Origin of the sequence: Rhodoferax sp. WC2427 (genome assembly GCF_040822085.1) — a bacterium.
In the GTDB taxonomy this organism is placed as follows: domain Bacteria; phylum Pseudomonadota; class Gammaproteobacteria; order Burkholderiales; family Burkholderiaceae_C; genus Rhodoferax_B.
In genome coordinates, this window is the sequence record NZ_CP162006.1 from 463872 (window position 1) to 476720 (window position 12849).

At 64.5% G+C, this 12849-nt stretch carries 16 protein-coding genes; 5 read left to right on the forward strand and 11 right to left on the reverse strand.

The window, feature by feature from the left end; genetic code table 11:
• Positions 1-117: 117 nt before the first annotated feature.
• Entirely contained in the window at positions 118-837 is a 720-nt protein-coding gene (gene fnr, locus AB3G31_RS02190) for a fumarate/nitrate reduction transcriptional regulator Fnr (RefSeq protein ID WP_367848600.1), read from the forward strand.
• Here fnr and AB3G31_RS02195 read toward each other — a convergent pair.
• The 9 genes from AB3G31_RS02195 to AB3G31_RS02235 form a co-directional block, all read right to left on the reverse strand.
• On the reverse strand, positions 815-1066 hold the full coding sequence (locus AB3G31_RS02195) for a hypothetical protein (RefSeq protein WP_367848601.1): 252 nt from the start codon (positions 1064-1066) through the stop codon (positions 815-817). The two genes, fnr and AB3G31_RS02195, sit on opposite strands and share 23 nt — an antisense overlap.
• 9 nt (positions 1067-1075) lie before the next feature.
• A complete protein-coding gene (locus AB3G31_RS02200; protein WP_367848602.1) occupies positions 1076-1333 on the reverse strand; it encodes a FixH family protein in 258 nt (85 codons plus the stop codon).
• A gap of 11 nt (positions 1334-1344) precedes the next feature.
• Complete coding sequence (gene ccoG / locus AB3G31_RS02205) at positions 1345-2763, reverse strand: cytochrome c oxidase accessory protein CcoG (protein WP_367848603.1); 1419 nt, start codon at positions 2761-2763, stop codon at positions 1345-1347.
• Positions 2764-2766: 3 nt separating this feature from the next.
• A complete protein-coding gene (gene ccoP / locus AB3G31_RS02210; protein ID WP_367848604.1) occupies positions 2767-3675 on the reverse strand; it encodes a cytochrome-c oxidase, cbb3-type subunit III in 909 nt (302 codons plus the stop codon).
• 15 nt (positions 3676-3690) lie between these two features.
• Entirely contained in the window at positions 3691-3828 is a 138-nt protein-coding gene (locus AB3G31_RS02215; RefSeq protein ID WP_367848605.1) for a cbb3-type cytochrome oxidase subunit 3, read from the reverse strand.
• Between the two features lie 15 nt (positions 3829-3843).
• Positions 3844-4533 (reverse strand): cytochrome-c oxidase, cbb3-type subunit II, encoded by a 690-nt coding sequence (gene ccoO, locus AB3G31_RS02220; protein WP_367848606.1) that lies wholly within the window; start codon positions 4531-4533, stop codon positions 3844-3846.
• Between the two features lie 9 nt (positions 4534-4542).
• Positions 4543-6000 carry a cytochrome-c oxidase, cbb3-type subunit I gene (gene ccoN / locus AB3G31_RS02225; RefSeq protein WP_367848607.1) on the reverse strand — a complete coding sequence of 486 codons (1458 nt, stop codon included), beginning with the start codon at positions 5998-6000 and terminating at the stop codon, positions 4543-4545.
• A gap of 61 nt (positions 6001-6061) precedes the next feature.
• Positions 6062-6199 (reverse strand): cbb3-type cytochrome oxidase assembly protein CcoS, encoded by a 138-nt coding sequence (gene ccoS / locus AB3G31_RS02230; protein ID WP_315190988.1) that lies wholly within the window; start codon positions 6197-6199, stop codon positions 6062-6064.
• Positions 6200-6283: 84 nt separating this feature from the next.
• A complete protein-coding gene (locus AB3G31_RS02235; protein ID WP_367848608.1) occupies positions 6284-8530 on the reverse strand; it encodes a heavy metal translocating P-type ATPase in 2247 nt (748 codons plus the stop codon).
• A gap of 101 nt (positions 8531-8631) precedes the next feature.
• Here AB3G31_RS02235 and AB3G31_RS02240 point away from each other — a divergent pair, with 101 nt between their 5' ends.
• The 3 genes from AB3G31_RS02240 to AB3G31_RS02250 all read left to right on the forward strand — a co-directional run bounded on the left by AB3G31_RS02240 (position 8632) and on the right by AB3G31_RS02250 (position 10453).
• Positions 8632-9075 carry a universal stress protein gene (locus AB3G31_RS02240; protein ID WP_367848609.1) on the forward strand — a complete coding sequence of 148 codons (444 nt, stop codon included), beginning with the start codon at positions 8632-8634 and terminating at the stop codon, positions 9073-9075.
• A gap of 171 nt (positions 9076-9246) precedes the next feature.
• Positions 9247-9639 (forward strand): DUF805 domain-containing protein, encoded by a 393-nt coding sequence (locus AB3G31_RS02245; RefSeq protein WP_367848610.1) that lies wholly within the window; start codon positions 9247-9249, stop codon positions 9637-9639.
• Positions 9640-9655: 16 nt separating this feature from the next.
• Positions 9656-10453, forward strand: coding sequence for an NRDE family protein (locus tag AB3G31_RS02250; RefSeq protein ID WP_367848611.1), 798 nt, complete (start codon positions 9656-9658; stop codon positions 10451-10453).
• 93 nt (positions 10454-10546) lie between these two features.
• Here the strand turns inward: AB3G31_RS02250 and AB3G31_RS02255 are convergent, their stop codons facing one another.
• Positions 10547-11425, reverse strand: coding sequence for an MBL fold metallo-hydrolase (locus tag AB3G31_RS02255; RefSeq protein ID WP_367848612.1), 879 nt, complete (start codon positions 11423-11425; stop codon positions 10547-10549).
• Between the two features lie 110 nt (positions 11426-11535).
• Here AB3G31_RS02255 and AB3G31_RS02260 point away from each other — a divergent pair, with 110 nt between their 5' ends.
• On the forward strand, positions 11536-12441 hold the full coding sequence (locus AB3G31_RS02260) for a LysR family transcriptional regulator (RefSeq protein ID WP_367848613.1): 906 nt from the start codon (positions 11536-11538) through the stop codon (positions 12439-12441).
• Positions 12442-12502: 61 nt separating this feature from the next.
• Here AB3G31_RS02260 and AB3G31_RS02265 read toward each other — a convergent pair whose 3' ends face one another.
• Positions 12503-12817 carry a YkvA family protein gene (locus AB3G31_RS02265; protein WP_367848614.1) on the reverse strand — a complete coding sequence of 105 codons (315 nt, stop codon included), beginning with the start codon at positions 12815-12817 and terminating at the stop codon, positions 12503-12505.
• Positions 12818-12849: the final 32 nt, after the last annotated feature.

A 12849-nucleotide genomic window follows, 5' to 3' on the forward strand; every position in this document is an offset into this window, starting at 1 on the left:
TTTGTTGCATGCCTGCAATGTGCCGTGAACGGTCCTGGCCTCCATTGATGTGGATCAAACGGCATGCAGATGTGGGTGCCAGAAAATAGTGACTTAAAAAAAGTTCATACTACGCCCATGACCCCAATCGCCATCAAAGCCGCCTGTTCGAACTGCAATCTGCGCGAATTGTGCATGCCGCTCGGTCTAAACCAGGAGGAATTGGAGCGAATTGATGGCCTGGTGGCCTTGCGCCGCAAGGTCAAACGCGGCACCACGCTGTTCCGCAATGGCGAGGCATTCACCGCGCTGTACGCCATCCGCACCGGGTTTTTCAAAACCTCCATCACCACCGAAGACGGGCGCGACCAGGTCACGGGCTTCCAGATGGCGGGCGAGATCATCGGGCTGGACGGTATCGTCAACGACCAGCACACCTGCGACGCGGTGGCGCTGGAGGATGCAGAGGTCTGCGAAATGCCGTTTGACCGCATCGAAGAGCTGTCGCGCGAAGTCAACGCCCTGCAGCGCCATGTGCACAAGATCATGAGCCGCGAGATCGTGCGTGAACACGGCGTCATGCTGCTGCTGGGCAGCATGCGGGCCGAGGAGCGGCTGGCGGCCTTTTTGCTGAACCTGGTGCAGCGCCTGCACGCGCGCGGCTTCTCGCCGCTGGAACTGGTGCTGCGCATGACGCGCGAAGAAATTGGCAGCTACCTGGGCCTGAAGCTGGAGACGGTGAGCCGCACTTTCTCCAAGTTTGCCGAGGACGGCGTGGTCGAAGTCAAGCAGCGCCACATCCGCATCCTGGACACCGAAGCGCTCAAGCGCATCGTCAATCTTCAACCCTGTTTATAGTCGCTTCGCCCACCGGCTGGCCCACCAGCAGGGTCAGGCTGCTGATCATCGCCGCCACGGTCCAGAAGGCAAAGAAGGCTAGGCTGTAGACCCCCTGGCGTGACAGGTCCAGAGGCTGGCCCAGCCAGTGCAGGCTCGTCGGATCGACTACCGCAAATACCAGGCCTTCTAGCAGACACGCCCCCAAAAACCCCGACCACAGCACGCTGGTGATGCGTTGCACTGCCATGCCGCGCTCCTACTTCTGCCGCACCGCGCCGGGGGGCGTGGCCGCATGGTTGCGCCCCAGCTCGGCCGGGGCCAGTGTGCCCTGCAGGGCCAGGGTTTTGTTGATTTCCTGGCCCTGGCGGTAATAGTCTTGCGCCAGTACCGGGTCTTGCCGGGTGAAGGCCAGCCAGGCGGTGACCAGTGCCGCCACCACCACCAACAGCGGGCCGGAGATGACCAGCCACACGTGGCCATATTTCCACCAAGGTTGTGGGATTTTTTCAGACATGGGTCTTCTCCTTATCGGGGCACGATGAACGTGGATTTTTCGGATACGCGGTCTTTGCCGTCGGCACTCTGGATGTCAAACACCACCGGGTGCGAACCGGGCGTGGCCGAACCGTAGGGGATGTGCAGGCGTACCGCGACCCAGCGCGACTGTATGGCACCCACTTCCACTTCCGTCTCCGATGCCACCACCAGCCCGTCCAGCCCGTGGGCCGACAGGGTGTAGCGCTGCGGTGCCTCGGTGGCGTTCATCACCTGCAGGCGGTAGACGTTCTCCAGTTGGCCACCGCCCACAATGCGCGACAGGGCGGCGCGGTCGCGCACCACGTCGACCTTCAGCGGGGTGCGCAGCAGCAGCGTGGCCAGCAGCACGGCAGCGATGGTCCACAGCAGTGCGGTGTAGATCAGCACCCGGGGTCGCAGCACCCGGCGCAGAATCTGGCGCGCATTCCAGCCCCCGGCAATGCCGTTCTGGGTGGCAAAGCGGATCAGGCCCCGGGCGTAGCCCATTTTGTCCATCACGCCATCGCACACGTCCACGCAGGCGGCGCAGTTGATGCACTCGTATTGCAAACCCTGGCGGATATCGATGCCGGTGGGACAGACCTGCACGCACAGAGTGCAGTCCACGCACGAGCCCAGGCCCAGCACCGCCGGATCGGCCTTGCGGGAGCGGGCACCACGCGGCTCGCCGCGGCGGGTGTCGTAGCTGACGATGAGCGTGTCCTTGTCGAACATGGCGCTCTGGAAGCGGGCGTAGGGGCACATGTATTTGCACACCTGCTCGCGCATGAAGCCTGCGTTGCCATAGGTGGCCGCGCTGTAGAACAGGCCCCAGAAGACCTCCCAGGAGCCAAAGTTCAGGTGCAGCGACTCTTGCAGCAGCTCTTGCGTGGGGGTGAAGTACGACACAAAGGTGAAGCCGGTCCACAGCGACAGCAGAATCCACACCGCGTGTTTGGCCCACTTTTTTCCCAGCTTCTGGGCCGACAGGGGCGCGCCGTCCAGGCGCATGCGTGCGCCGCGGTCGCCCTCGATGTGGCGCTCGATCCACATGAAGATTTCGCTGTACACCGTCTGCGGGCAGGTAAAGCCGCACCACAGCCGTCCGGCCACGGCGGTGAACAAGAACAGAGATAGCGCCGACACCACCAGCAGGCCCGTCAGGTAGATGAAATCCTGCGGGTACAGCACCAGGCCAAACAGGTAAAAGCGCCGCGCTGCCAGGTCCAGCAGCACCGCCTGGCGCTCGCCGTACTGCAGCCACGGCAGGCCGTAGAACACCAGTTGCGTGAGGAACACCATGCCCCAGCGCCAGCGGGCAAACAGGCCCTGCACCGAGCGCGGATAGATTTTGGGCTGGGCCGCGTACAGCGACACCAGCTCTTCGCCATCGGCGACTACCGGTGTGATGGGGATGGTTTTACGCATGGCCTACGGCGTCGGCTTGTTCGATAAACCCCATACGTAGCTGGTCAGTACATGGATTTGTGCCTCGGTCAGCTTGTCTTTCTGGGCGGGCATCTGGTTGGTTTTGCCGTTGTTGACCATGGCGATAATGGCGGCTTCGCCCCAGCCATGCAGCCAGATATCGTCCGACAGATTGGGTGCACCCAGGGCCGGGTTGCCCTTGCCGCCCACGCCGTGGCAGGCCGCGCAGGCCGAAAACTTGGTCTTGCCCAGGGCCGCCCGCAGCGAATCGTTGGGGCTGCCCGACAGGCTGAGCACGTAGTTGGCCACGTTCTTCACGTCGTCGGGCGTGCCCACGGCGGCGGCCATGGGGGGCATCATGCCGATGCGGCCGTGGGTGAGGGTGAGCTTGATGATGTCGGGCGTGCCGCCGTGCAGCCAGTCGCTGTCGGTCAGGTTGGGAAAGCCTTTGCTGCCGCGTGCGTCCGAGCCGTGGCACTGTGCGCAGTTGTTCATGAACAGGCGCTCGCCCACCGCCATGGCCTGGGCGTTACCGGCCAGCTTCTCGGGGGGCAGGGCGGTGAACTGGGCGTACAGCGGCTCCAGTTCGTGGTTGGCCTTGGAGACTTCGGCATCGTATTCGCCCACCTGGCTCCAGCCCAGTGTGCCCTTGAAGCTGCCCAGGCCGGGGTAGGCTACCAGGTAGCCGATGGAGAACAGCACCGTCAGGATGAACAGGCCGACCCACCACAGGGGCAGGGGGTTGTTCATCTCGCGCAGGTCGTCGTCCCACACGTGGCCGGTGGTGTTGTCGGCCTGGAACGGCACCTTCTTACGGGCCGTGATCCACAGCAAGAGCAGGCAGGCGGCGATGCTGACGACCGAGACCGCGCTGACGAAAATCGACCAGAAGTCGCTATTGAAATCGCTCATAAAAATCCTTCGGGGTCAGTCCTGTAAAAAGGGAAGCTGCGCCGCATCGTCAAACTGGGCTTTGTTGCGGCGCGAATAGGCCCACACGATGATCCCGATGAAGGTGATGAAGCTGCAGACCGTGGCGGCAATGCGTAAGGTAGTGACGTCCATAAGTGGCTTTCGGGTTCAGGGAGCCGGTGTGGGAGGCGCGGGAGGAACCGTCTCGGCGGCCTTGGCCGCCAGCTGGTCGGTCAGGGCGCGGCCCATGATCTGCAGGTAGGCGATCAATGCGTCTTGCTCGGTCTTGTCTTTCACCGCCGCTGCGCCACCGGCGATCTCGGCGTCGGTGTAGGGCACGCCCACGGTACGCAGGGCCCGCATGCGGGGGGCTACGACGGTGGGGTCGACCAGGGCGGTCTCCAGCCAGGCGTAGCTGGGCATGTTGGACTCGGGCACCACGTCACGGGGGTTGTGCAGGTGGATGCGGTGCCATTCGTCGCTGTATTTGCCGCCCACGCGCTGCAGGTCGGGGCCGGTGCGCTTGCTGCCCCACTGGAACGGGTGGTCGTAGACGAACTCACCAGCCACCGAGTAGTGGCCATACCGCAGCGTTTCGGCGCGGAACGGGCGGATCATCTGCGAGTGGCAGTTGTAGCAGCCCTCGCGCAGATAGATGTCGCGGCCGATCAGCTGCAGCGGGGTGTAGGGCTTGAGTCCGGTGACGGGCTCGGTGGTGGACTTCTGGAAGAACAGCGGCACGATCTCCACCAGCCCGCCCACGGCGACCACCAGCAAAATCAGCACGATCATCAGAAAGTTGTTCGTCTCGATCTTTTCGTGCGAGAAGAATGGAATGGGTTTGTTGTTGTCAGCCATGGATATCTTTCAAGCGTGGGCCAGTGAAGAAGCAGGCACGGGCACCAGCACCGAGCGGCCACGGGTTGCCGTCATCCACACGTTCCAGGCCATCACCAGCATGCCGCTGAGGTACAGCAGGCCGCCCACCACACGCACCACGTAGAACGGGTAGGTGGCTTTGACGCTTTCGACAAAGGTGTAGGTCAGGGTGCCGTCGGTGTTGACCGCGCCCCACATCAGGCCCTGCATCACACCGGCAATCCACATGGCGGCGATGTAGAGCACGATGCCCACGGTGGCCAGCCAGAAGTGCAGTTCGATGGCGGGCACGCTGTGCATCTTCTTGCCGCCAAACATGCGCGGAATCAGGTGGTACAGCGAGCCCATGGACACCAGGCCCACCCAGCCCAGGGCACCGGAGTGCACGTGGCCCACGGTCCAGTCGGTGTAGTGGCTCAGCGCGTTGACGGTCTTGATGGCCATCATCGGGCCTTCAAAGGTGCTCATGCCGTAGAAGGACAGCGAGACGATCAGGAAGCGCAGGATCGGGTCGTCACGCAGCTTGTGCCAGGCGCCCGACAGGGTCATCACGCCGTTGATCATGCCGCCCCAGCTGGGGGCCAGCAGAATCAGCGAGAACACCATGCCCAGGGACTGGGTCCAGTCGGGCAGGGCGGTGTAGTGCAGGTGGTGCGGACCGGCCCACATGTAGGTGAAGATCAGCGCCCAGAAGTGCACGATAGACAGGCGGTACGAGTACACCGGCCGCTCGGCCTGCTTGGGGATGAAGTAGTACATCATGCCCAGGAAGCCAGCGGTCAGGAAGAAGCCCACCGCATTGTGGCCATACCACCACTGCACCATGGCATCCTGCACCCCGGCGTAGGCCGAGTAGGACTTCATCCAGCCCGCAGGCACTTCGGCGCTGTTGACCACGTGCAACAGGGCCACGGCGATGATGAAAGCCCCAAAGAACCAGTTCGCCACGTAGATGTGCTTGACCCGGCGGCGGCCCACGGTGCCAAAGAAGACGATGGCATACGACACCCACACCAGCGTGATCAGGATGTCGATGGGCCATTCGAGTTCGGCGTATTCCTTGCCGGTGGTGTAGCCCATGGGCAGGGAGATGGCTGCGGCCACGATCACCGCTTGCCAGCCCCAGAAGACGAAAGATGCCAGTGGTGGGCAGAACAGCCGGACCTGGCAGGTGCGTTGCACCACGAAGAAGCTGGTGGCCATGAGGGCGCAGCCGCCAAACGCAAAAATCACCGCATTGGTGTGCAGGGGCCGCAAGCGGCCGTAGCTGAGCCAGGGGATGCCGAAGTTCAGTTCGGGCCAGGCCAGTTGCGAGGCGATGATCACCCCCACCAGCATGCCCACCACCCCCCAGACCACGGCCATCAGGGAAAATTGTCGTACGACTGTGTCGCTGTAGACCTCATTGATCCCGGGTGGGTCGGTCTGTGTATTCGTATAAGCCATGGGCACCTCTTTGTGTTCATGGCAGTGTCGAAGCGATGGCCGCACCGCACCTTGATGCAAGTCAATCGTTGTGCAGAATCCGCTCGCCTTCTTGCTCGACCGACTCAAACTGGCCTTGAAAAATGGCCCACCACAGTCCGCCCAGGATCAGCAGCACCAGCACGACAGACAAGGGGATGAGCAGGTACAGGATGTCCATCAAGAGGCTCCGGGTGGGTTGCTATTTATTCCATAGCTTGTTACGCCCATGGAATAAGCGCAGGAGGCTGTTTTCATATAAACCTTAGTTGCGAGACAGTCGGGCGGCATTCAGCACCACCAGCAGCGAACTCAGCGCCATGCCCAGTCCGGCCAGCCAGGCGGGCAGCCATCCGGCCAGCGCCAGCGGCACGCAGACCGCGTTGTAGCCCGCAGCCCAGGCCAGATTTTGCCGCACCACCCGCAGTGTGCGCCGGGCCATCAACAATGTCTGCGGAACCCGGCCCAGGGTGTCGCCTGTGACCACCAGATCCGCCTGCCGCTGCGCCAGCGGAACGGCCTGGCCAAAGGCGAAGGACACGTGGGCCGCCGCCAGCACCGGGCCGTCGTTGAGTCCATCGCCGACCATCGCCACGTGGCGGCCCTGGCGCTGCAAAGCCTGCAGGTGCAGCAGCTTGGCGGTGGGCGTGCAGCCACCGCGCGCCACCGTGATACCGACTTGCTCGGCCACCCGCTCGGCGGCAGCGCCCAGGTCGCCCGACAGCAGTTCCACCCGCACCCCGGCGGCCTGCAGCGCCTGGATGGCCTGGCGCGCGTCGGGCCGCACGTCCTCGGATAAATCAAAGGTGGCCAGCCAACCCAGCCCGTCGCCCAGATAAACCTGCCGCAGCGTCTCGTTGACTTCGAAGCCCGTGGGCACGCTGCACCACGCGGCGGACCCCAAGGTAACCCGCCCCAAGGCGTCCATGCCGCGCATGCCTTGCCCCGCTACTTCCTCCACCTGGCGGAGTTGCTCTGGCACCACCCCCTGGGCCTGCGCGGCCGCCACCACCGCCCGCGATGCGGGGTGCAGCGATTGCCCTGCCAGCCCGGCGGCCAGCCCCAGCGCCACGGCGGGCGGCATGCTGCCCCGGGTACGGATGGCCACCACCGCCATGCCGCCCTGGGTGAGGGTGCCGGTTTTGTCAAAAACCACCGTGTCCACCTGCGCCAGGTTTTCCAGCGCCTGTAGGCGGCGCACCAGAACGCCCGATTGGGCCAGGCGACCCGCCGCGGCCAACAGCGCCGCCGGGGTGGCCAGCGACAACGCGCACGGGCAGGTCACTACCAGCACAGCCACGACCACCATCAGTGCATGGCCGGGGCCGGACGGCCACCACAGCACACCCGCCAGCGCCGCCGCCAGCAGCACGCCAACCAAAAAGGGCCGCGCCACCCGGTCGGCCAGCTGCGCCAGCCGGGGTTTCTGGCTGGCAGCCTGCGCCATCAGTGCCACGATCTGGGCGAAGCGGGTGCTCTCGCCCAGGCGGTCCACGTGCAGCTCCACCGGGGCGCTGAGGTTGTAGCTGCCCGCCAGCACCGGCTCGCCGACGGCCCGGCCCAGCGGGGTGGATTCGCCGGTCAGCAGGGCCTCGTCCACCTGGGTGCGGCCTTGCAGCAGGGTGCCGTCGGCAGGAAAGGCCTCGCCGGGCAGCACGCGGATGTGGTCGCCCACCCGCAGCCGCCGCACCGCGACGCGGGTGAAGGCGGTGCCGTCCCAGCGCTCCACACTGTCGGGCAGGCGGCTGATCAGCGCCTCCAGCGCCCCGGCGGTGCGGTCCCGCAGGCGCAGCTCCAGCCAGCGGCCTGTCAGCAGAAAGAACACGAACATGGTGAGCGAGTCGAAGTACACCTCGTGCCCCAGCACACCCTGCGGGTCGAAGGTGGCCGCGGTACTGACGGCAAACGTCACCGCCATCCCCAAGGCGGCAGGCAGATCCATGCTGACGCGGTGGTGCCGCACGTCGCGCCAGGCATTGGCAAAGAACGGCCCGCAGGAAAACACCAGCACCGGCAGCGTCAGCACCCACGAGGCCCAGCGCATCAGCTGTGCCATGTCGTCCGTCATTTCGCCGGGCCCGGCCACGTAGGCGGGCATGGCGTACATCATCACCTGCAGCATGCAAAAACCGGCCACCAGCCAGCGCCACAGGGCCCGGCGCTGCTCTTGCTTGCGGCGTGCCCGCTCGGGGCCATCGAGTGCGGGGATGGCGTTGTAGCCAGCGCGTTCCACCGCCGCCAGCCAGGCCGAAGGCTGGGTGTGCGCCGCCGACCAGACCACCCGCGCGCGGCGCGAAGCGGCCCCCACCTCGGCGAGTTGCACTCCGGGCACGGCGCGCAAAGCCTGCTCGACCGACAGCGCACAGGCTGCGCAGTGCATGCCGTCGATCAGCAGGTGCGATTCCTGGCAGTCGGGCCATTGGGGCGACGGCTGGGTGAAGGTGGCCCATTCCGTGGGATCGTCCAGCCACACCGGGGCTGGCGGAAGGGGAAACGCGAGGTTGGCAGACATGCGCCAAGCCTATCGGTGTAGGACAGCACCGCGTTTGACAAAGATCAACGCCAAAGCCAATATATGCGACTAATCTGCGGGCTCAACTCTAGGAGATCGCCATGTACACCAGCATTCTTGTGGCCACCAATGGGGACGAACTGTCCCACAAAGCCGTGGTCAGCGGTATCGATCTGGCTGCTCTCACCGGGGCGGCCTTGTTTATCGTCAAGGTGGTGCCGCACTATGCCCGTAGCTACTACGAAGGCTCCATTCCGGTCAGCATGGACGACTCGGCCCGTATCGAACAGCAGTGGATCGACGACGGTCAGCGCGTGGTCGATGCCTACAAAGGCGAGGCGCAGGCCAAGGGCGTGAACGTGCAGACCGTGGTGGTGCAGTCGGACCAGGTGGCCGAAGGCATCATCAACGCCGCCACCAAGTACCACGCCGACCTGATCGTCATGGCCTCGCATGGCCGTAAAGCCATCAAGCGCCTGCTGCTGGGCAGCGAAACCCAGCATGTGCTGACGCATTCGCACACGCCCGTGCTGATTTTGCGTTGAGCTTCGCAGGTTGCTAGTGAGATAGCCCGCTCGCGCTTATCCCATAAGCGTGGGTAGTTATTTCTTTGATAGCGAATAAGCCCGGGGCTATGGTCACACGTCACATAAAACGTCGCCCCAACCCGCCATAATTTCAACCGGCATGTCGCCACGTGGAAGCGGGAGAAAACGATGGATTGGTTTGTCGAAGCCCTGAAAAAATACGCCGTGTTCTCCGGACGCGCGCAACGTAGCGAATACTGGTATTTCTTTCTGTTTTACGGCCTGATTTCCATCGTATTGGGCATTGCCGACGGCCTGGCGGGTTCGTACAACCGGCATGCAGGCATGGGCGTGCTGTCGGGTATTTTCAGCATCGGCATGCTGCTGCCGTCGCTGGGGGTGTCGGTGCGGCGGCTGCACGATGTCGACCGCAGTGGCTGGTGGCTGCTGATTGCGTTCATTCCGATCGTCGGCGCCATCGTGCTGCTGGTGTTTTGCGTGCGCGACAGCCAGCCCGGCACCAACCGCTTTGGCCCCAACCCCAAAGAAGCCTTTCCCGGGGATCGGTTCTCGCTGACCTGAGGCCCGCCGCCCCGCCATGTGCCTCCTCGCCTTCCAATGGCAACCCGATGCCCCTGCGCCGCTGACCCTTGCCGCCAACCGCGATGAGTTTTATGCCCGGCCCACCACGGCGCTGCATGTCTGGGCCGACGGCCACACGGTGGCGGGCCAGGATTTGCAGGGCGGTGGCACCTGGATGGGCGTGCACCAGCCCAGCGGGCGGCTGGCGGCGCTGACCAATGTCCGCGACCCCTCTGCCATGCGTGCCGATGCGCCGTCGCGCGGCGGCATCGTCACGGCGTTTCTGCGCAGCCACCTGGGCGGGGACGATTTTGCGCAGCAGTTGGCCGAGACGTCCGATGCCTTCAACGCTTTCAACCTGCTTCTGTTCGACGGCCAGCAGCTGGTGGCGTATGAGAGCCGCCATAAGCGGCACTTCCATCCTGCGCCCGGGGTGTGGGCGGTGTCGAATGCAGACTTCAACACGCCGTGGCCCAAGCTGGTGCGCTTGCGCAGCAGCCTGGAGAGCACACTGCACACCCACCATGTGGCCGAGTCGCCCGGCATTGGCCCGGCGCTGGAGGCCGATCTGTGGTCTCTGCTGGCCGACACCCGCGTGGCCGCCGATGCCGAGCTGCCGGTGACCGGGGTCAGCCTGGAGCTGGAGCGCACCCTTTCGGCCACCTTCATCTGTACGCCGCACTATGGCACCCGCGCCAGCACGCTGGTGCAGCACGCGCGCGATCGGGTGCAGATCATCGAACGCAGTTTCGGCCCGGGCGGGGTACTGGAGCCCACGGGCACGGTGCGTCTCACTCTAGCCTGCGGTACATAAGAAAATAGCCTGTCGCGCTTATTCCATCAGCATGACAAGCTATATTTTTAGTAGCTAGTGGTGGATTTTCGGCCGGACTTCAGCCGGGCCGGGTCACCACTTCATTTCGCCTTTGGCAACTTTGGCGCTGAGTTCCAGCGAACTTACTTCGCCCGCCGTGGGAAATTCCTTTTTCATCGCCTCGATCAGTTCCGCCGAGTTCTTGGATTTGGCGGTGTGCCTGTCGAAAGCCCGGATGTAGCTTGCCGTGTACTTGGGTGCATTCAGCGATGGGGAGGGGCCTTCCAGGTAATGGCCGGGCACCACCACCTTGGGCTTGAGCTTCTGGATCTGGTCCAGCATGGCCAGCCAGCCGATGTGCGAGGCGGGTGTCTGGGTGTCGGCCATCCACACATGCAGGTTGTTGGCCAGCGGAATGCCGCCCACCACGGCCTTCAGCGACGGAATCCACACAAAGCTGCGGTCGGGCTGGGCATCGCCCTTGATCTCCAGCTTCTTGCCTTCCAGCATCAGCGTGTGGCCCATCAGCACTTCGGGCAGCAGGGTGGCGCTGGGTGCGTCGGTTTTGAGGATGGGGCTCCAGTAGGCCAGCTTGCCTGCGGCGCTCTCTTTGATGTGCGCCACGGTGTGCGCGGTGGCCACGATCTTGGCCGCCGGGAAGGCTGCGTGGATGGTTTCCAGGCCGAAGTAGAAGTCCGGATCGCCATGGCTGATGTAGATGGTGGTCAGATTCTTGCCGCTGGCGCGGATTTTCTCCACCACCTGGGCGGCTTGCGATGCGCCGAATTGGGCGTCGATCAGCACCGCGTCCTTGTCGCCGGTGACCAGCACCGACGAGACCGGGAAGATCGCGTCATGGCCAGGGTTGTAGATGTCCAGCTTCAGCGGGCCAGCGGCCACGGCGGGGGCGGCCACGGCAGCGGCGGCAATGGCGGCAAGGGCCCAGCGGGCGGCGGTAGAGCGTGTGGTCATGGGGTATTCCAAACAGGTATGTGTTGTGATGGATGGAATGTTAGTTGTGCTTATTGAATGGAAAAACCCTAGAATTCGCCCTAGTTTGTTTCTAAAAATGGTCGAATAGTATGGATACCTTGAAAGCCATGCAGGTGTTTGTGGCCGTGGTGGACGCGGGCAGCCAGACGGCGGCGGCCGATACCCTGGGCCTGTCGCGTCCGGTGGTGTCGCGGTTTATCGCCGAGCTGGAGAGCTGGACCGGGGCGCGCCTGCTGCACCGCACGACCCGCAAGCTCAGCGTCACCCCGGCGGGCAGCGAGACCCTGCAACGCTGCCGGGCGGTGCTGGCATTGACCACCGACATGCAGCAGGCGGTGGCGGTGCCCGAGACCACGCCCCAGGGGCTGCTGCGCATCACGGTCAGCACGTCCTTCGGCCAGATGCAGCTGGCGGCCGCGGTGGCCGACTTTGTGAAACGCTACCCGGCCGTGTCCGTGGATCTGGTGCTGCTGGACCGGGCGGTGAACCTGGTGGAGGAGCGCATCGACCTGGCGGTGCGCATCAGCTTCGAGCTCGACCCGAATTTGATCGCCCGGCGGCTCACGGTATGCCGCTCCATGGTCTGCGCCGCACCCGAGTACCTGCGCATGCACCCGCCCATCCGGCGCATGGAAGACCTGGGCGCGCACAACTGCCTGACGCACTCGTACTACGGCAAGACGCTGTGGCATTTTGAACTGGACGGCCAGCCGTCGTCGGTGGCGGTGGGCGGCAACCTCAGCGCCAACGAATCCACCTCGCTGCTGCAGGCCGCCGTAGCCGGGGTGGGCGTGGCGCTGTTGCCCAGCTTCATGGCCGCACCGCTGGTGCACAGCGGCCAACTGGTGGCCCTGCTGCCTGCGGTGCAACAGCGCGAGCTGGGCATCTACGCCGTCTACACCTCGCGCAAGAACATGTCGGCGGCGCTGCGGGCCATGCTGGACTTTCTGGCCGAGCGCTTTCCGCCCGAGCCGCCATGGGACGCGGTAGCGTGATTGCTATGGAATAAATAGCTGCTTACGCCCATGCGATAAGCGCTGGCTGCCCAAAAGCCTGTTAACGCGGCTTGCGGACCACCTTGGTTGCAGCCGTGTCGCCGCCACGGGCGCGGCGGGTGATGTCGTCCACAATGTGGGCTGGCAGCTTCTTCAGCAGCCAGGCCATGGCCAGCGGCACCAGCACCAGGTCGTCCAGCAGCCCGGCCACCGGGATGAAGTCAGGGATCAGGTCCATCGGCGACAGCAGGTACAGCACGATGCCCGCCGCGCCCCACTTCAGCCATGGCGGCGACTGCGGGTGCTGCAAGGCCAGCCACAGCAAGCGGGCATCGCCCCGGGCGGCAGACCAGACCAACGAGACACGTTTCCACATCGCGGCATCCTTTTCAATTCGGCAAGTGCGCC